Source organism: Mesorhizobium sp. M4A.F.Ca.ET.022.05.2.1 (assembly GCF_003998845.1).
Taxonomy (GTDB): domain Bacteria; phylum Pseudomonadota; class Alphaproteobacteria; order Rhizobiales; family Rhizobiaceae; genus Mesorhizobium.
Genome location: NZ_RZOJ01000005.1, coordinates 12,823 through 32,871 on the forward strand (window position 1 = coordinate 12,823; position 20,049 = coordinate 32,871).

General features: G+C 58.5%; 16 protein-coding genes and 1 pseudogene. 11 read left to right on the forward strand and 6 right to left on the reverse strand.

Annotated elements, in window-relative coordinates; genetic code table 11:
- Positions 1-111: 111 nt before the first annotated feature.
- The 3 genes from nifS to EN745_RS01450 form a co-directional block, all read right to left on the reverse strand.
- Positions 112-1,323: a cysteine desulfurase NifS gene (gene nifS / locus EN745_RS01445; protein WP_126063817.1), complete on the reverse strand. Its 1,212-nt coding sequence runs from the start codon at positions 1,321-1,323 to the stop codon at positions 112-114.
- Positions 1,324-1,481: 158 nt separating this feature from the next.
- Positions 1,482-1,652: a hypothetical protein gene (locus tag EN745_RS35890; RefSeq protein ID WP_165349961.1), complete on the reverse strand. Its 171-nt coding sequence runs from the start codon at positions 1,650-1,652 to the stop codon at positions 1,482-1,484.
- Between the two features lie 17 nt (positions 1,653-1,669).
- Entirely contained in the window at positions 1,670-1,990 is a 321-nt protein-coding gene (locus tag EN745_RS01450) for an iron-sulfur cluster assembly accessory protein (protein WP_029356570.1), read from the reverse strand.
- Positions 1,991-2,576: 586 nt separating this feature from the next.
- On the opposite strand from EN745_RS01450, the gene EN745_RS01455 reads away from it, so the two are divergent.
- Positions 2,577-3,713: a ChuX/HutX family heme-like substrate-binding protein gene (locus EN745_RS01455; RefSeq protein WP_126063818.1), complete on the forward strand. Its 1,137-nt coding sequence runs from the start codon at positions 2,577-2,579 to the stop codon at positions 3,711-3,713.
- 156 nt (positions 3,714-3,869) lie between these two features.
- Here EN745_RS01455 and EN745_RS01460 read toward each other — a convergent pair whose 3' ends face one another.
- The gene (locus tag EN745_RS01460; RefSeq protein ID WP_126063819.1) at positions 3,870-5,102 is read right to left on the reverse strand and encodes an MFS transporter; all 1,233 of its coding nucleotides are present in this window, start codon (positions 5,100-5,102) and stop codon (positions 3,870-3,872) included.
- A gap of 1,307 nt (positions 5,103-6,409) precedes the next feature.
- On the opposite strand from EN745_RS01460, the gene EN745_RS01465 reads away from it, so the two are divergent.
- The 7 genes and pseudogenes from EN745_RS01465 to EN745_RS01490 all read left to right on the forward strand — a co-directional run bounded on the left by EN745_RS01465 (position 6,410) and on the right by EN745_RS01490 (position 13,242).
- Positions 6,410-7,366 carry an IS481 family transposase gene (locus tag EN745_RS01465; protein WP_127298250.1) on the forward strand — a complete coding sequence of 319 codons (957 nt, stop codon included), beginning with the start codon at positions 6,410-6,412 and terminating at the stop codon, positions 7,364-7,366.
- Between the two features lie 265 nt (positions 7,367-7,631).
- A complete protein-coding gene (locus tag EN745_RS01470; protein ID WP_164759124.1) occupies positions 7,632-8,810 on the forward strand; it encodes a cytochrome P450 in 1,179 nt (392 codons plus the stop codon).
- 29 nt (positions 8,811-8,839) lie between these two features.
- Positions 8,840-8,962, forward strand: a pseudogene (locus EN745_RS36735) (ferredoxin); the annotation flags it as partial.
- Positions 8,963-9,100: 138 nt separating this feature from the next.
- Positions 9,101-9,688, forward strand: coding sequence for a nuclear transport factor 2 family protein (locus EN745_RS01475; protein ID WP_126083656.1), 588 nt, complete (start codon positions 9,101-9,103; stop codon positions 9,686-9,688).
- Positions 9,689-9,836: 148 nt separating this feature from the next.
- Positions 9,837-11,438, forward strand: a complete 1,602-nt coding sequence (locus EN745_RS01480) for an SDR family oxidoreductase (protein ID WP_127420356.1) — start codon at positions 9,837-9,839, stop codon at positions 11,436-11,438.
- A gap of 138 nt (positions 11,439-11,576) precedes the next feature.
- Complete coding sequence (locus tag EN745_RS01485) at positions 11,577-12,629, forward strand: LLM class flavin-dependent oxidoreductase (protein WP_024505249.1); 1,053 nt, start codon at positions 11,577-11,579, stop codon at positions 12,627-12,629.
- Complete coding sequence (locus EN745_RS01490; protein ID WP_029356557.1) at positions 12,616-13,242, forward strand: nitrogen fixation protein NifQ; 627 nt, start codon at positions 12,616-12,618, stop codon at positions 13,240-13,242. The genes EN745_RS01485 and EN745_RS01490 overlap by 14 nt, the downstream gene beginning before the upstream one ends.
- Here EN745_RS01490 and rpoN read toward each other — a convergent pair.
- Together rpoN and EN745_RS01500 are read right to left on the reverse strand one after the other, a co-directional pair.
- Complete coding sequence (gene rpoN, locus EN745_RS01495; protein ID WP_126063822.1) at positions 13,239-14,672, reverse strand: RNA polymerase factor sigma-54; 1,434 nt, start codon at positions 14,670-14,672, stop codon at positions 13,239-13,241. The genes EN745_RS01490 and rpoN overlap by 4 nt on opposite strands.
- A gap of 68 nt (positions 14,673-14,740) precedes the next feature.
- Positions 14,741-15,274, reverse strand: coding sequence for a peroxiredoxin (locus tag EN745_RS01500; protein ID WP_029356553.1), 534 nt, complete (start codon positions 15,272-15,274; stop codon positions 14,741-14,743).
- A gap of 1,174 nt (positions 15,275-16,448) precedes the next feature.
- Here EN745_RS01500 and EN745_RS01505 point away from each other — a divergent pair.
- The 3 genes from EN745_RS01505 to EN745_RS01515 all read left to right on the forward strand — a co-directional run bounded on the left by EN745_RS01505 (position 16,449) and on the right by EN745_RS01515 (position 19,837).
- The gene (locus EN745_RS01505; RefSeq protein WP_206437555.1) at positions 16,449-16,760 is read left to right on the forward strand and encodes a hypothetical protein; all 312 of its coding nucleotides are present in this window, start codon (positions 16,449-16,451) and stop codon (positions 16,758-16,760) included.
- An 832-nt stretch (positions 16,761-17,592) separates the two neighbouring features.
- On the forward strand, positions 17,593-18,708 hold the full coding sequence (hisC, locus tag EN745_RS01510) for a histidinol-phosphate transaminase (protein ID WP_126063823.1): 1,116 nt from the start codon (positions 17,593-17,595) through the stop codon (positions 18,706-18,708).
- Between the two features lie 94 nt (positions 18,709-18,802).
- The gene (locus EN745_RS01515; RefSeq protein WP_095484287.1) at positions 18,803-19,837 is read left to right on the forward strand and encodes an LLM class flavin-dependent oxidoreductase; all 1,035 of its coding nucleotides are present in this window, start codon (positions 18,803-18,805) and stop codon (positions 19,835-19,837) included.
- Positions 19,838-20,049 lie beyond the last annotated feature (212 nt).

A 20,049-nucleotide genomic window follows, 5' to 3' on the forward strand; every position in this document is an offset into this window, starting at 1 on the left:
GCACGGCGGCTGGGCAAGAGACTTGGCGATCTCAAGCTTTTCTGAAGTGGTGAAGGCGACCCCGAGTTTGACTGCTCTCCATTGCGCAGGGTCGTCACGTTGAGGAAGACCTCACGGCTCGTCGGCTATTGTGCCGCTCGGACCCGGGCCGGAATGAAGCTGTTCTGCACCTCGCCCGCACAGTCCAGCACTGGGAACGGCCCGTAGCTTCTCGGTGATCGCAGGCAGGACCTCAAGCACGCGGTCTACGTCATCTTCGCCGTTGTCACGCGACAAGGAGAAGCGGACTGCCCCACATGCCGCGTTCATAGCGATCAGAACATGGCTCGGTTCCAGTGAGCCAGAGGCACAGGCGGACCCGGCGGAACAGGCGATTCCCAGCCGGCTCAGGACAATTGGAATTGCATCGCCTTCGATACCTTCGAATCCAATGTTTGCAGTGTTTGGCAATCGCTCTTGCGGATCGCCGTTGATGGATGTGTTTGGGATGCGCTGGATGATCCCGTTCTCAAGGCGGTCGCGCAACCATTTTATTCGTTTTGTCTCGTCCATGAATTTCAAGGCGAGTTCGGCCGCCATGCCCAGTCCGACTATGCCGGGTGTGTTTTCAGTGCCTGCACGCCGGTCGCGCTCTTGGTGCCCACCCTTGATCATGGAGGAGAAGCGCACGCCACGTCTTACATAAAGCGCGCCTATCCCCTTTGGACCATGCAGCTTGTGGGCGGAGAGCGACAGCATGTCGATCGCGGTCGATTTCAGCTCAATCGGAAGCCTTCCGACCGCCTGCACTGCATCAGTGTGGAAAAGCGCGCCGACTTCCCTGGCTAGATCGGCAAGCTTAACCACGGGAAAGATCGTACCGGTCTCATTGTTCGCCCACATTATCGAGACGATTGCCACTTGTGGAGTGAGAGCGGTTCTGTAGGCGTCCAGGTCGAGCCGGCCGTGGTGATCGACTGGGATAATGTGCACCTTGACGCCGCGCGTCTTTTCAAGGTGCGCGCACAACTTCAGAACGGCCGGATGTTCAACCGCGGAAGTCACTATTTCCGTTCGGTCGGGCATCACCTCCAGCGCCGAAAGGATGGCTGTACTGTCGCTTTCAGTCCCGCCCGAGGTGAAGATGATCTCGTCCTCGAATCCCGCGCCGATGAGGGCTTGCAACTGTTGCCTCGCCTTTCTCACGGCTTCAGCAACCGATGCGCCATAGGCGTGCATGGACGAATGATTGCCAAATTGCTCCGTAAAGAAAGGCAACATCGCTCCAACGACTGCAGGATCAACCCGCGTCGTTGCGTTGTTGTCGAGATAGACAGGGTTCATGGGAGTGATCCTTCAACTGCTGAAATGATTCAAGGGTAGGCGGGCCATTGAACCTCTGGCGCATATCGTATCTGGTAAGGTGGGCGGCCGGGCGAGCGATGGCTTGGCTGACCGGTCGCTGTCGACATTGCCCTTTGGTGGCGGCATCTGCCGGGAATTCAGCTGTTTCGGGCAATTTTGTTTGCTTGCCCACGGCAACGATCGATGATCGCGATTTGGCGCATCACCGAACGCAATTGTTCCGGGCCGACAGTGCGTGTCGGCCGGTTCCAGAGCGCCGGCGGTGCCGGTTCGACGCAGTATTCCTTGGCGTCGCTATAGTCGAACATAGCCTGTTCCCTCGCAATCATTTGCAGGACTTGCCGCAGCCGCACGTCTCACGCGCATTGGGGTTATCGAAAACAAAGCCGGATGTTTCGAGCCCAGTGACGAAGTCCACGGTCATGCCGGCTGCATGGGGTTGGGAGCCTCTATCCATGAACACCTTGAGCCCATCTCGCTCGATGATCGCATCGCCCTCACGTGAGACGCTCTCCAGGCCCATTGAGTATTGGAAGCCGGCGCAGCCGCCGGCATGGACCATGATGCGAAATCCTTCCGCCGGCTCGCTGGCGCGGTAAAGAGCGGCCTTGATGGCGGCAACAGCGTTGTCGGTGAGCGTAATCATGGCTCGATTTCTCCTCGGTCCGACGTTTTCGCGGATCATCTCGCATGGACCGTGCCAAAGGGAAGACGTGTCAAAAACCGTAGGACATCCCGACGTCTCTTATGCTCGATTGCTGGGGAGACGTCCGACAACCGACACTTACTGTCGGATTTGTCGCGTCCGCGTCACAGGAAGGGCGCCTGAGTTCGCGATGCACTCACGCGTAAAGCAATGAACAGAGCCAAAGATGTTCAGAGCTTGCCGCGGAGCAACTGGCACGATTTTTGTGAAGCCTTCGTTGCGGCGGCAAAATTGCCGGCCGATTCACCTTTGGGTTGCCCTCGCAATCGAAGAACGAAGGAGAGCAATATGATCCATCAGACCCGCCTTGAGTGGGAAAGCAGCACCGCCGGTGGTACCCGAATGCTCGATCGGCCGATTGGCGCCGACCACCCAACAATCGCTCTCTACCGGCGATTGGCCGCTGACCGCCCGGAGACAGGATTCGACTGGCATGTGCCTGACGATCGATCGCGTCCGCCGTGCACACCCCTGAGGCCCGTTTTTCGATCGATCGTCAAAAGAAGAACGGGGCAGGGGTAAAAACATGGATCAGCGCAAGAAGCGGTCGCCCAACGAAATCCGGCGTGCGTGGGAAGTCTGTCCGAACATTCCCGCGCGTGATTTCGCAGCCCAATTGGCCATTTCGGAAGCGGAACTGGTCGCGGCCCATTGCGGTTTCGGCGCGGCACGCATCGACCCGCGCGTCAATCACGTTCTGACGGGCCTCGAATTCGTGGGCGAAGTGACGGCGCTGACCCGCAATCAAGGTGCCGTGCACGAAAAGATTGGCGTCTTCAACAGAGTGATAACCGGCAACAATCACGCCATGGTCCTTGGTGACGAATTCGACCTTCGCGTCTTCCCGCAAGCTTGGAGGTATGGTTTCGCTGTTGAAAGGCGCCATCGCGGCGGAATCCAGCGCAGTTTGCAATTCTTCGACGCCACCGGCGCAGCAGTGCATAAGGTGCATCTCAGGCCGGTCTCCAACCTTCATGCCTATCGAAAGCTGGTGGCCGAGCTCGTATCCGCCAACCAGGAGCCGACCATGTCGCTTAAGGCGAGAGTAGCCGACCTGGGCGCGAGGACTGCGGACTGGGCCGGCACGGTGGACGACCTACGCGAGCACTGGAGCCGGCTGACTGACGTCAACCTTCTAAAGACGCTCAAGCTCAGCCGCTGCCAGGCTTTGCGCATGGTCGGCCAGGATTACGCTTGGCTGCTCGACAATGCCGCAGTTGGCGCCGTGCTCCAGCGTGCGGCCGAAGACGAATTGCCGATCATGTGCTTCGTCGGCAACCGAGGTTCTATCCAGACCCATTCCGGCTTAATCAAGTCGGTCAAGCAGATCGGGCCGTGCATCCATGTGCTGGACGAAACGTTCCGGCTGCATCTCAGGACCCACCAAATCCGTGAGGTTTGGGCCGTGCGCAAGCCGACCAATGACAGTCACGTCACCTCGCTCGAAGCATATGGGTCCGACGGCAAGATCATCATCCAGTTGTTCGGTGCGCGCAAGGAAGGCGAACGCGAGCGCGACGACTGGCGGGTTCTGGCGGAAAACCTGCCTCGTTTCCCCGACAGCTACATGAGAAAAGACCGATCGTCGTCGGTGGGACGCCGGCGCCCATCTGCCTCCGCAGCCAGTAGCCGGGCATTGAAGCCGAGACCGGGGACACGATGACGCAATAAGCGCGCTGTATTATCGCAACGCGATGAGCAGGAAGCAATTTGGCGCTGCCCCATCGACCGCATGGTTACGACGAAGCCGCGGCCTTTGGGCCGAGCTCAGAGGTGGCAATAGCGTGAACGCCGCCGACCGTCACTCCCCACCAGGCGGTCAGGTTTTGCGGTTCGGGCCGAGCAAAAATACTGTCAAGACAGCGAGGAACGTGGCAACCGCGCTGTAGACAAAGACACTGGCAATACCCGTGTGATCCACCAATAGGCCACCGAAAGTTGTGCCGGCTGCGATGGCCACTTGGAAGGTTATGACCATCAGTACACCAGCGCTCTCGGCCTGTTTCGGAGCGGCGCGTAGCACCATCCATGTCTGCAATCCGACCGGGACCGCGCCAAAAGCAAAGCCCCATACGGCAACTGCAATTGCCGAGGTCAAGGCCGATGCTCCCATAGTCAGGAGCGAGACAGCGGCTACGGCAATGAGCAGGGGCGGCAGGGCCGCGACCGCCTTGAGACTGTGTTTGGTGAGGAATGCGCCGGCTAAATTGCCGAAGACGCCGGCCGTGCCAAAAGCAAGGAACACGAGCGGGATTGACTTCTTTTCGAGCGCAGGAACGCTCTCGAGAAAGGCGCGGATGTAGGCGAAGCTGGCAAAATGGCCGGAAGCGACCAATAGCACGACTAGCACCGCAACCTTCATCGCCGGATTCTTCGCGACATCCAGCGGACTGCGGAATCTGCGCACTTCGATCGGAGGCAGTGGCGGAATGGTTACGAGTTGCACGAGCAGCGCAACGGCACTCACGATTGCGGCGACCTTGAACGAGGCTCGCCATCCCCAAATGTCACCGACATAAGCGCCGATTGGAGCCGCGCAGACGGAGGCGACAGAAACGCCGGTGAGGATGATCGACATGGCGCGCGGCATGAGGTGACTTGGAACCAGCCGCATCGCCAACGCTGCCGAAATAGACCAAAAACCACCAAGCGATATGCCAAGGACGACGCGTGCCGCCAGCAAAACCGGCAGCGACCCCGCAACCTCTGCCAGAACGTTCGACAGGATCAGCAGGAGCGTCATCGCCCAGATGACGACCCTGCGGTCCAGACGCTTTGTCACGATGGCGATTATCGGTGCCGAGATCGCCGCGACGATTGCGGTCGCTGTTAGCGCCTGTCCAGCCGTGCCCGTGGTGATACGGAGATCATGCGCGAGCGGTGTCAGAACGCTGGCGGGCAGAAACTCTGCCGTCACAAGCCCGAAGGTGCCGAAGGAAAGCGAAATGATGGCACCCCATGCAGGGCCAGAACGTTGATAGGGACTTTCTGGGTCAAGCCGATCTCGGTCGAACAAAGCCGCGTCCACTAAATCTGTCGCCGATTCGGTCATGAATGAGTTCTCCGGCTAGGAGCTGTTGCAGCAGGGGTGGCTACATCGCCGGGGATCAAAGCCGCGAGACCTTCCGGCGGCGGCCAGTCGGCATCAGTCGAGGCCTCGGCGCCCGACGCATCCGAGGCCTCATCGGAGGGCCGACGGACCCAACCGTCGACAATGCGGGAGAGTTCTCGGCGCGGTCGCATCGATCGCATTCGTCGAAGTGCGGTCTGTTCACTGCGAACCAAGCAAGCCGAACGCGGTGTCCTCGATCGAGGCCTTGATGGGGGGATGATCGACGATCTCTATATTGCTTTGAAGCAGGAAGTTCCGTCGCCATATGTGGTTATCCTGGCAGCCAGAATTGAGCGGTTGTCGCAAGCACCAAGGCGGTCGCAATGAGTGCAACGAGGCGGAAGTCTGATCGATGGCTGCGGTTCGATGGCCGCGCGATCGACAAAATTGAGGTGATGAGTTATCCCTTTTGAAGCCGTTGCTCCCAATTCTGGGATAAGGTAATTGCAGGCGGTCCCAGCAACGTCGGGCGGCCTTTTTGGTGATCGAATTCATGGGACGACACTCTCGGTCCGTGACGCATCTGCGAATGACTCCGCAAGTTCCGTGCCATCAACGACAAATCTGGCTCTGCTGAGCGGGTGGTGGAGGCACGAGCGTGGGCTATCCCAAGAGCTTGCCGCAAGGTTGTTCGAAGTTGAGGTGCCGGATAGACCGCAAATATGTCGGGCGGCCTGGGGTTGGCCAACACGAAGATGCGCAAGTTCAAAAGGACGAGCTGAACCCTTGCCGATATCCATCCGAGGCTGATCTGGAGAAGGTCAAGAACTGCGTCTTGAAGGCTTCCGCCGCACCGGCAAATGCTAAGCCAAGGTGCTGGGCAAGATGGACAGGGCCATCCAACCCGTCGACTGGACGCTCATTAATGGCGTCGGTGTGGCTCTGTAGCTGGCGAGAAAAACGCCCTGCTGAAAGACAAAAGCTCGTGTGGCCGGCTCTGAAGGACGGCCAGTGAGGCAGGCGAGGAGAGGCTATAGCCCATTCGTGTAGACTGATCTTGTCCCACGGAGGCGGCTAACCACCCCGCCAGACATCATCGAGGGGAGCGCCACTAGGCTTACCCCAAGTGTTGGTCATTTCCACCTGGGTGACCTCGGCCAAGTCACCAAGCCGCTTAGAGCAAGCTTTCGAACTGGATGCTCCCCGGGCACATGATCGGCTAGCTGTGAGCTTTCGGGAGGTTGTCCATTCGGACCGGACCGAGGAGACTGGAGTTACCACGCTTCAGCATCCATCGGAGGATCCGAATGAACATCCATAAGAATGCCCGTCTCACACCGCTGCGTCGAGAGGAGATGGCGCTGTCGGTGATAGAAGGCGCTTTCTCCAAAGCCCATGCGGCGCGTGTCTACGGCGTGTCGGCCAAGATCGTGGCGCGCTGGGTCGAGCGCTACAAGTCCGAAGGGCGGGCCGGCATGATCGACCGTTCCTCGCGGCCCGCCAATATGCCGCAGGCCACCGCTGCGTTGATCGCCGAGCGCATCATGGCGCTGCGGCGGCAACGTTGGACCGGCAAGCACATCGCCCATGAGGTCGGCGTCTCGCCCGCCACCGTTAGCCGGGTTCTCAAGCGTGCCGGACTGTCGCGGTTGCGGGATATCGAACCGGCCGAGCCGATCCGACGCTACGAGCGCGAGCATCCTGGCGAGATGATCCATATCGATATCAAGAAGCTCGGTCGTTTCGAGCGCATCGGTCATCGCATTACCGGCAAGCGCACCGGCAATGCCAGCTCGCGCGGCAGCAGTTGGGAGTTCGTCCATGTCTGCATCGACGACGCCTCCCGCATCGCCTTCTCGCAGATCCTGCCCGACGAGAAAAAAGAAAGCGCCATCGCCTTCCTCAAGGCGGCGGTGGCCTACTACGCCAGCCTCGGCGTCACGATAGCCCGCGTCATGACCGACAACGGCTCCTGCTACAGATCAAAGGCCTTCGCCAAGGCCTGCCGCGATCTCGGCCTCAAGCACGTCAGGACAAGACCCTATACACCCAAGACCAATGGCAAGGCCGAGCGCTTCATCCAGACAGCACTGCGCGAATGGGCTTATGCCATCGCTTATCCGACTTCAGATCACCGCGCCGCAGAGTTGCCGGTCTGGCTGCACAGATACAATTGGCACCGTCCCCACGGGAGCCTAAAGTCCAAAACACCTATCAGTCGCCTCGCTCTAACCGAGGACAACCTGTTGAGGCTCCACAGCTAGCGATCCCACCAGTTGAGTTGCTCCAAGTCGGTGTCTAGCTTTCTACATTCTGTGTCCGACGCTGGACAAGAATGTTGCAATCCCGACCAGCAAGTCAGCGCAGGCGCCACCTGTTGCCCAGCAAACGGCAAGGATTATCGAAAGACGAATTCGGCACGGAGCTTGCACCAACGATTGCATGCAAATGCCGACAGCATCTCATGAACGGTCTCTCGATTCTGGCGCGGTTAAATCGCGGCCGGTTCCAGATCATGTCCCGCCCGAAATGGTGAGGGACTTCAGCCTGTTTACGTCGCCCGGCATGTTGCCGACCGCTAACGGGGATCCGCATGCAGCGGTTGCTTGCGTTCATGCCGGGCCTCCGATCTTTTATTCAACCAGCAACACGCGCGACGGTCGGGGTACCTGGGTCATCACTCGCGCGAGCGACCAGCGCCGGGTGCTGCAGGACACCGAAACGTTTTCCAGCCATCGCAGCATCTTCGCCTCTGTGCTCGGCGAGAGCTGGCCGATGATCCCGCTTGAGCTCGATCCGCCATTCCACGGTGTTTTTCGCTCACTGCTCAATCCGCTGCTTTCGCCAAAGCGGGTAATGGCATTGGAGCCGGCTGTCCGGGAACGAGCGATCAAGCTGATCGACAGGATCGCCGCATCAGGCACGAGCTGCGACATCATGAAGGATTTTGCAGTTCCGTTCGCGGTCAATATCTTCCTTCGCTTTATTGGGCTTTCGGACAACGGACTAGAAACATTTGTCGGCTGGGCTAGAGATCTGCTCCACGGCGATAAGGAGCAACGACCACCCGCAGCCCGGACGATCGTGGCCTTCATCGACGAACTTGCCACCGAGCGCCGCAAGGAGCCGGTCGATGATTTCATGACCTTCATCGTGAAGGCAAAGGTCGAGGGTCGTCTGCTCAGTGACGAAGAAGTCCGTGGCATCGGCGTGCTTGTGTTCGTCGCGGGACTCGACACGGTCTCAGCAGCCATATGCTTCGACTTGGCCCATCTCGCGCGCAACCCCAAAGATCAGGAATTGCTACGAAGCGAACCGGACCGGATTGCCGTCGCTGCGGAAGAATTGCTGCGCGCCTATTCGACCATTCAGATGATCCGAGTGGCAACGAAGGATGTCGACTTCAAAGGCGCGCCGATCCGCAAGGGAGACTATGTTTCCTGTGCCACGATGATTGCCAATCGTGACCCGGCGGAATTCGAATGCCCGAATGAGATCGATCTGGCGCGCGAGGACAACCGGCACGCTGCCTTTGGCTATGGTCCCCATCGTTGTCTTGGCTCACACCTTGCCCGGCGGGAGATTGTCATTGGCCTGGAGGAGTGGCTGGCGCGCATCCCAGCCTTTCGGATCAAGACAGGGACTGAACCTATCACCTTCGGCGGCCATGTGTTCGGGATCGAGAATCTGATCCTGGACTGGTCCTGAAGTTTCAGCCAACGACATTGGAGTTCGCTATGCGTGTCGTCGTACATAAAGCCAGATGCCAGGGTCATGCGCGCTGCTGGGCGCGGGCGCCGAGAGTCTTCAAGCTTGATGACGCCGGCTACATCTTGCCCGGTGATATTGATGTTGCCGATGGGGAGCAACTGCTTGCCTCAAAAGGGGTACGAGCCTGCCCCGAACAAGCTCTGGAAGTTGACGAGCCCCCCGCTAACTCAGTTGTAGAGAGAGACACACGCAAAGTGCAGACTGGCATCGGGAAGGATAAAACAATCATACAATTCGCGACAGACCCTGTCGACCACGCGAAAATTACCGAACTGCGTGACCGAGAGGCGATCCGCAACTGCCTGTATCGGTACTGCCGCGGGATAGACCGCGCCGATGAGGCGGCGCTGCGTAGCGCATACTGGCCCGAAGCGTATGACAGGCACGGTCCCTATTGCGGACCGGCAGAGGACTTCATCCAATTTGCTCTCGGTCTGCCGGGGCACCGTAACATCCATCAAATCACGAACAGCCTGATCGACTTCATCAGTTCAGCAGAGGCCGCGGTCGAGAGCTATTTCACCGCGCTGCAACGCGGACCGGATACAGACCAAGAAATACGTCAGACGCTGCTTTGCGGCCGTTACTGCGATCTGTTTCAGAAGAGGCAGGACGAGTGGCGAATTGCGGAACGGACAGTCGTCTACGATTGGGTTGAGGAGCAAATCCCGCCAGCGATTCTTGAGGCAGATAGGTTCGGCCGGCGACAGCCGATTGGAGCACAACATCCAGACGATCCCATCTACCAGTTGCTCAAGGGTCACATCCCCACCGACCAAGATGGCGTCGAGGGTCCCCAACTGGGAGCTGCATAAGTGGGTAGAAATGGAGGATGAGCGCCCTACGGGAACGACATCTGTGTGGGGCCGCAACTGGCGGTCACTGCAACGATTTGGCTCGGCCCTTCATTCCGCCCAAGGTTGATGGGCTGAGATCACAAGCGGTCATCGTGGAGAAGCTCTCGTGAAACTGGCAGCACGCACCGTAATCATCACAGGCGCTGCGGGCGGGATCGGCCGTGCCCTGGTCGATATCCTTGCCGCGGACGGAGACACTGTAGTTGCGGTGGACCTTCCGGGCAGTGGTGTGGTTGAACTGGCTCGGGATCTCGGGTCGCCGCACGTCGGTCTGGAGTGCGATGTGTCGCGAGAGAAGGACATGCTCTCACTTTTCGGCCAGGTCGAAGCACGGTTCGCGCAAATCGATGTCCTCATCAACAATGCGGCGGTTGGACCCACGATGGATAGGATCATCGACACCGCTGTCGATACCTTCCGACGCGGCGTGACAGTGAACCTTATTGGGCCATTCGTTATGGCCCGGGAAGCGGCGCGGCGCATGAAGCCGGGCGGTGCGATCGTCAATGTGGCTTCGATGGCGGGCGTGGTCGGCAATCCCAGGCGCAACGCCTACGCAGCCTCGAAAGCTGGCGTGATCTCGTTGACAAAGTCCCTTGCATGCGAGTGGGCTATGCGAGGAATCCGCGTCACGGCGGTGGCGCCGGGCTCCGTCCGCACCCCAATGGTCACAGAACTGGCACGCGCTGGCAAAATGGACCTCGCGGCGATACGCCGCCGCGTGCCGATGGGGCGCTTGGCTCGCCCCGACGAGATCGCCAGGGTCGTGCGTTTTCTGAGCAGCACGCAGGCGCGCTACATCACCGGCTCGGTGCTGGCAGTCGACGGAGGCTGGATGTCATGCAACCAGCCGGGGGATGCTCACCCGCCGGTGGATGGTGCGCTCCAAGCCGAGCTCTCCTGTCCGGCCGAATGCACAGATGCGCGAATCGTGCTCGTCACCGGTGGCGCAAAAAGCATTGGCGCGGCCGTCGCTCGCCGCTTTGCCGCGAACGGCGACACCGTCGTGATTGCTGATAAAGATGGCACTGCAGCGGCAGAGCTGGCTACATCGCTCCCCGGCAAGCATCTGGCGAAATCGCTGGACGTGGCCGTCGAGAGCGATGTGGTGTCGATGTTCGAAGAACTGAGGGGACGCTTCGGGTATATCGATGTTCTGGTCAATAGTGCTGATACCGCCGACAGGATTGTGCCTGCGATCGAGCAACTGTCGAAACAGCTCGAACACGTCCTGGATGTCAACCTTACCGGCGCCTTCACCTGCGCGCGCGAAGCGATCAAGGCTATGCGCCCGGGCGGCGTGATCCTCAATCTCGGGTCGATCGACAGCTTTCTGCCGTTCGCGCCGCGCCATGCCTACGGCGCCTCCAAGGCGGGGATGGATATGCTGACCCGTTGCATGGCGGCCGAACTCGGGCCGGTCGGAATTCGGACAGCCACCGTCGCTCCTGGCCACATCCGCACGCCCGCACTTGCTCAGTTGGCCAAAGCCGGCCGCATCGACCTGACAGCAATCGGACGACGCATCCCCATGGGCAGGATGGGACGGCCAGAAGACGTCGCAGATGCATCGTTCTTCCTTGCTTCGTCTGACGCCTCATACATCAACGGCTCGATCCTCTACGTGGACGGCGGCTGGACCTCGTTCGGTGATGCGGGAAACGCCAGCGAACTCTATGACGAATGTTTTGCGGAGGCCGCAGGTTAATTGCCAGGCCTTCGCAGGGCGACCGGCCGAGCATTATGAAGCCTCGGCTCCACGACGCACCTGAGGTGCTTGAGATCCAAGCATGTGCATGCCGAGCACATTCCCGGTCGGCTGACGTGTCTATAACGAGGAGAAATCATGGAATTTGCCACTTTCATTCTGGCCGCCCAGCGTGGCTATCACCAATCCTCAGAAAGCGTCATCCGCAACTCCATCGAACAGGCCGTCGCTTCGGAGCAGGCTGGGTTCAACACCGCGTGGTTTGCTGAGCACCACTTCAACAATTACAGCCTCATACCATCCCCGCTGATGATGGTGGCGCACTGCGCCGGCTTGACAAGCACGATTCGCCTGGGCACTGCCGTCTGCGTGCTGCCGCTTTACCAACCGCAGCGCCTGCTGTCCGAGATCGGCTTCGCCGACATCGTTGCGAACGGCCGTCTCGAGCTCGGCGTAGGCTTGGGATACCAGCAGTTCGAGTTCGAACGGTTCGGCGTGGACATCGATGAGGCGCCGGCCGTCTTTTCGGAATACCTGGACATCATTCTCAAGGGCCTCAACCAAAACGTCTTCGAACACGACGGCCAGTATGAGAAGATCCCCCCAACAGCGATTTCGGTCCGCACAGTCCAGCAGCCGACGCCGCCTATCTGGATCGCTGGCGGAGCCGCACGGATGGCTCGGGCCTACCGCGAGGGGCACAATTTTTTTGTCACAGCCTTCCACGACGGCTTAGAGACTTTGACCACACTGCGTGAATCAGTCGAGAGGGCGGCGGCATCCGAGGAAAAGAACGTCACCGACGTCAAGATATCGCTGCTGCGCTGCTGCTATGCCAGCCACGACGAGTTGGAGATCAACAGCTATCTCGACAATGCCCGCTTCCAGCGCCGGCTTTCTGAAGCCCTGCATCAGCGCCGCCAACAGAGCCACGATGGCTACCTGCTGCAGGAGACACCGACCCAGCAGGATCTGTCCTTCGAGACCATGCGCAAAAATTTGCCGATTGGCAGCGTAAATCGCGTGATTGATCGCCTGCTGGAAGAGATCGATATCTTGAAACCGGACCAGATCGCAGTTCAGACTCAATTGGGCGACTTCGACCAAAAGACGATGCTGCGCCAGATCGAGCTCTGGGGCGACAAGATCATCCCTGCGGTCAACAAGGCGCTTTGTCATGCCGGAAGCTGAAGCCGGCCGTTACGATGATGGCTGCCTATCCAGCGCGCAATGGCGTGGGTCCGAGCTAGGGAGGAGCTTCGATCAGCATGTGCTGCCCTGCGTACATTCACGTTCGCTTGAGGAGGTCCAGGCGGGCGAGGTGTTGGCGACGGAGGGGACAGGCCTTTCGTCTGTCGAATTGCGTGATGTCTTGGCCGCAACTTTCCCGTCTACCTCCAGCAGCGTATTCGCTTTGGAGGAGTTGAGCGAGCCCGAGCCGGAACTGGAAGAGGAGCTGCTACGCCGGCTGCTGCTAGCGCATGCTGCGCCGGCCGACCCGGCGAGCGGCCGCTTGGCCAAGATCATCGCCCGGCGTGCGATGCGCACGGACCATCTTTGGCGGGATCTTGGCCTCTCAAATCGCGCTGAGCTCAGCCGCCTGCTTGCCAGACATTTTCCCGCGCTGGCGGCAGGCAACACAGAAAACATGAAATGGAAAAAGTACTTTTACCGCAAGCTGTGTGAGGCCGAAGGCTTTTCGTCATGCACTGCACCCAGTTGTCGGGAATGCCAGGACTTCGAAAGCTGCTTCGGCCCGGAGGAAGTTGAGAGTCGCCTCTCGCCGACCAGGAATGCCGGTTAGTCACTTCGCTTGATCGCAGCTGCGGACAAACGCTTATCGCGGCGCCGTAGTATGGAGGAAGGGATGTTCATCGCCTCGCGATATTTGGTGACGGTACGGCGAGCGACATTGATGCCGGTCTGCTTGAGCTGAGCAACGATGTCTTCGTCGGAAAGTACCTTGTCGAGCGATTCTTCGGCGATGATTGCCTTGATCCGATGGCGGACAGATTTGGCGGAGTGCGCGTCGCCGCCCTCGCAGGATGCGATTGTCGCTGTGAAAAAATACTTCAGCTCGAACACCCCGCGCGGAGTTAACATGTACCTGTTCGAAGCCACCCGGCTTACCGTCGACTGGTGCATTTTGATCCCGTCAGCGACATTTTTGAGACAGAGAGGCCGCAGATGGGCGACGCCGTGTGTAAAAAAGGCATCCTGCTGGCGCACGATTTCGGTCGCAACCTTAAGGATCGTCTTAGCGCGCTGCTCGAGGCAGCTGATCAGCCAGTTCCCTTTTTCCTGGCAATGGTCGAGAAACGCTTTGCCTTCCGGATTTTGATTGGTCAGCTGCGAGATTTCGGCGACATAGGTGTGGTTGATCAACACTTTGGGCAGCGTGGCCGGATCAAGCTCCACCCGCCATCCACCTTCGGACTTGGGCATTACCCAGACGTCCGGTACGATGGTTTCCGGCGTCCCGGACTGGAACCGGTCTCCAGGCTTGGGATCGAGCGCGCGGATTTCGTTCCTCATGTCGAGGAGATCCTCCTCGTCGACTCCGCAACGCTGCTTCAATCCCTGAAAATCCCCCCGTGCAAGCATCTCGAGATTGGCGACCAAAGCTGCCATAGCCGGGTCGAACCGGTCTTGCTGGCGCAGCTGAATCTCCAGGCATTCGCTGAGAGTTCGCGCAAAAATCCCCGGCGGATCAAATTGCTGCAAGATTCCGATGACCCGTTCCACATCAGCTTGCCGAACGTTTAACCTCCTGGCCAGATCGAAAAGGTTTACCTGAAGATAGCCAGTGTCCTCCAGATGGGCGGCGAGCTGTCCGGCAATCAGCCGCTCCTGGGGGGTGAACGGGGTGAGGGCGACCTGGCGGGCGACATGGTCGTGCAATGTTTCGGTGTGGGCGGTAAACTCCTCGACGGCAGGTCGATCGTTGCCGCTACTGCGTTGCGACTTCCATTGCCCGCGCCCGCCAGACGGCCCGCCAATGGGCGATTCGCCGATTTCGCTTCTGCTTTGACTGCTCCGCTGATCCACCCCTGACAGCGGCGAATCGTCGTCAAACGGGTCAGGCTTCAAAACGGGGTTCCTCTCGAGTGCCTGCTGCACGAGCTGATGGAGTTCAGTATGCGTCAATCGCAGCAAGCGAATAGCTTCAATGGCTTGAGGCGATAAGACCATACGTTGCTTCTGGCGTTGAAGCAGGCTTGCTGAGAGATGCATGTTGAACCGTAATCTGCCGAGGATGCTCTAGTGTGTGCTTGGGTTGTGTGAGACTTGCCACTTCTGGGTCATGCCGCCGCCTTCAGTTTGTCGAGAACGTTTTGCGGGGATGAAACGCCATAGGGGTCCGTCTCGCAGTTGTCACAGAAGCCTTCCTCCTCGAACCACTGCTCCACCACGCCATCGTCGATCAGAGCGGCGTATCGCCAGGAGCGCATGCCAAAGCCCAGATTGTCCTTCGCGACCAGCATGCCCATTTTGCGCGTGAACTCGCCCGACCCGTCTGGGATCAGCTCGATCTTCTGCAGCCCCAAGGACTTTCCCCACGCATTCATGACGAAAGCATCGTTGACCGAGACGCAGTAGATCGCGTCAATTCGCAGTTCCAGAAATTGATCATAGAGTTTTTCGAAATCGGGCAGTTGGAAGGTCGAGCAGGTCGGGGTGAAGGCGCCAGGCAGCGAGAACAGGATGACGCGCTTGCCCCCGAAATAATCGTCGGAGGTCTTGTTCTCCCACCGATAAGGATTTGGCCCCCCGATCGACTCATCGCGAACACGCGTGCGAAAGGTCACGAGAGGAACGTTCTTTCTGTCGGTCATTGATTTGCTCCCAGGCCAAAGTGGTACGGTGCATTTTTCGGTTAAACTGAAGCGGCATCGACTTCGGTCGACAGTTCCGGCAGCCTCGCGCCTTGGCGTGGTTGCCTCGGACCGGTCTTGTGCAAGACCGCCCCCGAGCAGGCACGTTTAAAGGCGACGAGCTTCCGCGGAGACGGGGAATTTCGCTCGCGTGCTTTATCGAGCTTTGAGAGGTAGGCATGGTCTGCAACCGTGATTTTGACTGCGTTCTATCGACCGAGTCGCAAGCGCCATGCCAATTGACCCGATGCCTTGGGTTCACTTCGGTTTTTGCAGCAACTTTCGTGTTGTGCAGTAATGCCGGTCGATATTATTGCTCAAGCAGCACTGGAAATTGGGTGCGACTCCGTTCGGCAAACCCGGCCTTTGTCCGAAGCCGGACACGAATGTCGGAAATAGCCAAACGCCAGGATCTGGGGCGGGTTAAGAAACGTTGCCGTGGGCACCGGCTTCAGCACAATTGCGCCACGCGAGCATGGCTCCCAGCGTCAATGTCGTGCAGCAGCGAGACGAAGTCACTGCAGAATATCAACCTCTGCGAAGTCGTTGAAACCCAGCATGTGCGAGCCGTTCGAGGCGCAGATCAAGGCATGCTCGAGGAAGAGCTCGTGCTCTCGGCAGCAAGTGTTGCGACGTCTGACAAGGATCGTCGCGCTTCAAGGAAAAGAACCTGAATGGTGCACGGCTTGTGAAGGCCGGCGCATGGAAATGGCTGGGCTGATCATCCTCCATGAGGGTTGAATGAAGAGCTGGCCCCTATCTCCCTCAGCTGCAACGGGGGGAGGTAGGGCATGTCCGTCTATCGCGCTGGGTAACATTCCTCGGTGAGGCAATAAGGGGGAGCAATTTCTCATTTCGGCAGACACGACCCAGCTCTCCTTTCATGCGCTGATTCCCCCAAGGGAAATCGCGACTCCAGGCTTCCTATGCAGCGAATCGCGGTGCTGTCCGATGTCCGACAATGTCGGATGCGGATCGTAGCTGGGCTAGATCCGTCACTTTGCCTCGATGGTTTCCCACTGGCCTTATATCTGCTTCGCCCCAAATGCGGCGACATAACCTGTGCGGCATCTGTGAATGGATCGACTTCAATCGAGACCTCGGAGGTCCCGATGCGCGAAGGGAGCTTGCCGATATGACGGCCACCATAGCGAACCACGGTCCGGACGACGAGGGGACTTGGATCGGCGGGCCTGCGGCGCTGGGACACCACCGCCTGGCAATCATCGATATCCAGGGCGGCCGTCAGCCGAGGATGCTCCAGGAGGATGGCCGACCTGACTTGGTGCTCGTCTACACGGGTGAGACTTACAACTACCGCGAGCTGCGTCAACAGCTGGCCGGCCTAGTCCATCGCATGAACACGAGCAGTGACACCGAGGTGGTGCTGCACCGCCCCCGCGAGTGGGGCTCTTCGGCGGGTACACTTTTTTCACGAAATCCGTGAATGTTTCTCGCGACATCATCCCGCAATCGGTGGTGCAGCGGGTGAAGAGCCCGTATCCGGCTATCCAGAATGCCGCCTACGACAAAATACTACGTACGCGGTTCACTGCGATGCTGGACGACCTAGTGCCGGCAGTGGCACCGCTGTTGTCCGTCGACAGGTCCCGCGCTTGCTCGGTGCGACCAACAACCTTAAGCGCTAGGGCGTAACCTGACCCTGCAAGATCTCCTCACCGACTATAAGGTGCGCCTCACGATCTGAGACGATGGGACAGGATGGCTAAGGAGGTGCGCCGTCTTGCATGCCCCGCCACCGAGGCGAACCCTCTTGGCTACGCGCGCCACAGCGACGCTCCATATCGTCAGGCCTGCGTCTCATGCTCAGATGAGCCGGTATTTGGCTCTCTCATCAGCAAACCGAGAGAGCCCATGCCAAGACGGAAGCAAGCAAGACGAACGAGCGTCAGAGATATCCTGCGCCTGACCCATAAACAGGGCAGTCCGGTGGGCCAGGTGGCAGAGCAACTGAGGTTCGGCAAGACTTCGGCTTCCACCTATCTGCGGGCGCTGGAGACGGGCTGTCGTGCAGGCCCTGCATGCGGCTTTGAGGACGATGCGATGTTGAAACACCGTCTGTTGCGCCGAATCGGCCGTCGGCCACACGTTGGGTCGTCATCAGGTTCTCGACAGCTTGCCGGTGTCAAATCCAAACCGTGGTCGGCGATCCCCACCAGGGTGGGAAGGCAGCGCTGATATAGCCGAACGTCGATCAAGTCACGATCAACTATTGCCTCATGTCACATGCCCTGCGGGACTGAAAAACGGAGAAGAACATGTGCGATGCAAAACTGAAGACCGTGCTTTCGCTTTTTTCGCCGGTGGCCAGCAAATTAGATGCTCTCTCGTCCAACGGACCAGCGACGGATGCAAATTGCGTTAAGCTAAATACGAACGAGAACCCGTTTCCGTTGCCGAAGAGCGTAATGCAAAGTGCAATTGCTGCGATCGAACACCAGTATCTTTATCCGGAAGACGACAATCTCAGCTTAAGGGCAGCTGCCTCCGATGCTTACGGATTTTCCAAAGATCAGGTGATTGCCGGCAACGGTTCGTCGGAGCTGCTCGGACTCATCTACAGAGCTTTCCTCGCCCCAGGAGATAGAGTGGCGATGCTGTCGCCCGGATTTTCGTTCAACCGTAAACTTGCCATGTTGCAGGGTGCCGAGTTTCTCGAAATCGCATCGAGCGAAGCTCATCCCCTGCCGATAGAAAAACTGCTGTCCGGCCCCGCAAAAGACGCGAAGTTCATTCTGTTGGCTAATCCGAACAATCCGACCGGAACATTCGTGCCGGTGGCCGAAATCGAACGCCTTGTGGAGCAAGCAGATCGCTTGGTCGTCTTGGATGAGGCCTACGTTGACTTCGCACCCGACAATGCCCTGCGCCTCGTCAATAGACATCCGAATCTTTTGATCTTGAGGACTTTTTCAAAGAGCTATGCTGCTGCTGGCGTGCGAGTCGGCTTCGGTTTCGGTCACCCAGAAATCATTGGCAGGCTGCGCAACATCCAGAATGTCTTCAACATGAACGTGATCGGGCAGGCGGTCGGGAAAAGCATTCTTGCGCATCGCCACGCCTACGAAGAGAACCACAGGCACATCAAGCATGAACGACAGCGAGTGACCCTGGCGCTGTTGCAACTTGGCTTTTCCGTAACACCCTCCCACGCAAACTTTTTGCTGGCCCGTGTGCCGGCGGGACAGGAGGGCTCATGCTGGCAAGCCGCGTTGAAAGAGCAGGCGATCCTCATCGCCAGCTTTCCTGACGTAGATTTGAAGAACTGTATTCGCGTCAGCATTGGCACCACAGAGCAGATGGACAAATTCCTTGCTGCCGCCAAACGCGTCTGTATGAGCTTTAAGAAGAATCGCGGTGTGCACAAGCATTAAGTCAATTCACATTAAGCGCCAAGTAATAGGTGCTGATATGTCGCCAGCTATGATGATTAGCGAATAAATAATAGGTAATTTGGAGAACAATTAATTGAAGAAAATTTCCGCTTCGGGCCTGACCTTCGGCATCTTCGATCATCTGGACGAAAACGGCGATGACATCGCACAACAATATGCAGATCGGCTGAGCCTAGCAGAAGCGTGCGATGGCTATGGCTTTTATGCGTATCATCTCGCCGAGCACCACTGTACGCCGCATGGCAGAGGTCCATCACCGAATTTGTTCTTAGCGAGCGTCGCCCAGCGAACCCGCAGTCTTCGTGTTGGTCCCATGGTAATGCTACTTGCGCTCTATCATCCGCTGCGTGCCTTCGAGGAGATCTGCATGCTTGATCAGTTGAGCGGCGGCAGGCTTGAACTCGGCATAGGGCGCGGCTCTGCTCCCACTGAATTGGGATACTTCGGGGTTGCTGTAGAAGCAGCACCAGAACAGTATGCGGAGGCCAGTGAGATTCTCATCAATGCGATGAAAGGCGGGACGCTTTCTTATCAGGGCCGCCACTTTGAGTTGAAAGATGTTCCGCTGACGTTGAGACCTCACCAATATCCCCATCCGCCGACATGGATCGCCACCAATCGACCCGAGCCGGCTAGCTGGGCCGCTGCGAATGGGGCAAACATCGCCTGCGTCGGACCTTCCACTTCTGTTCGCAGCGTTACCGACGCGTTCCGCGCCGCCCGAATTCACGATGCTGACATTGGCCAGCAAGCGCCATTTCTTGGATTGCTCCGAATGGTGGTGATAGGGCGTTCTGAAACAGATGCGTATTTGCTCGCAGCACCTGCCTATGAACGATGGCTCAATAGCTTCAAATTTCTATACGAACTAAATGCCATTTCCACTCCACCAAACTTGCCTTTGAACTTCGATGCAGCAATTGAAAGTGAATTGTGCGTCGTGGGAACGGCAGATTCTGTCCGAAAAGCTCTCCTTGATCAGCTGGAAGAGGCAGGTGCTAATTATCTTCTGTGTCAACTGGCATTTGGGGATTTGCCGCTGGATGCCTCACTATACACCGCATCGGCCATTCGATCCGAAATCATGGCTCGAGTTGCCGCATCGTGAATCCGTCGTGTGATTGGAGGAGCAGCGGCAGCGCTGCTCCTCATTGCGAAACGGTTGTGGGGGCCGGACTCCTGTCAGGTGTAAACCATTGGAGCACGTCCTATCTGATCCAGGTCATATCCTGCGGCTTTGAAGTAGTTGGCACATTCGGCTGGGGTGAAGAGGTCGACGACCGCGCCGAGGCCTTGCCCCTCTGATCTAATCCGGTTTGA

Bases quoted from the DNA above. Each gene is read 5' to 3' on its own strand.
- EN745_RS01465 (WP_127298250.1), top strand. From the start codon at position 6,410: ATGAACATCCATAAGAATGCCCGTCTCACACCGCTGCGTCGAGAGGAG.
- EN745_RS01470 (WP_164759124.1), top strand. From the start codon at position 7,632: ATGGTGAGGGACTTCAGCCTGTTTACGTCGCCCGGCATGTTGCCGACC.
- EN745_RS01450 (WP_029356570.1), bottom strand. From the start codon at position 1,990: ATGATTACGCTCACCGACAACGCTGTTGCCGCCATCAAGGCCGCTCTT.
- EN745_RS01455 (WP_126063818.1), top strand. From the start codon at position 2,577: ATGGATCAGCGCAAGAAGCGGTCGCCCAACGAAATCCGGCGTGCGTGG.
- EN745_RS01485 (WP_024505249.1), top strand. From the start codon at position 11,577: ATGGAATTTGCCACTTTCATTCTGGCCGCCCAGCGTGGCTATCACCAA.
- nifS (WP_126063817.1), bottom strand. From the start codon at position 1,323: ATGAACCCTGTCTATCTCGACAACAACGCAACGACGCGGGTTGATCCT.
- EN745_RS35890 (WP_165349961.1), bottom strand. From the start codon at position 1,652: ATGTTCGACTATAGCGACGCCAAGGAATACTGCGTCGAACCGGCACCG.
- EN745_RS01505 (WP_206437555.1), top strand. From the start codon at position 16,449: ATGACGGCCACCATAGCGAACCACGGTCCGGACGACGAGGGGACTTGG.
- rpoN (WP_126063822.1), bottom strand. From the start codon at position 14,672: ATGCATCTCTCAGCAAGCCTGCTTCAACGCCAGAAGCAACGTATGGTC.
- EN745_RS01500 (WP_029356553.1), bottom strand. From the start codon at position 15,274: ATGACCGACAGAAAGAACGTTCCTCTCGTGACCTTTCGCACGCGTGTT.
- EN745_RS01490 (WP_029356557.1), top strand. From the start codon at position 12,616: ATGCCGGAAGCTGAAGCCGGCCGTTACGATGATGGCTGCCTATCCAGC.
- hisC (WP_126063823.1), top strand. From the start codon at position 17,593: ATGTGCGATGCAAAACTGAAGACCGTGCTTTCGCTTTTTTCGCCGGTG.
- EN745_RS01460 (WP_126063819.1), bottom strand. From the start codon at position 5,102: ATGACCGAATCGGCGACAGATTTAGTGGACGCGGCTTTGTTCGACCGA.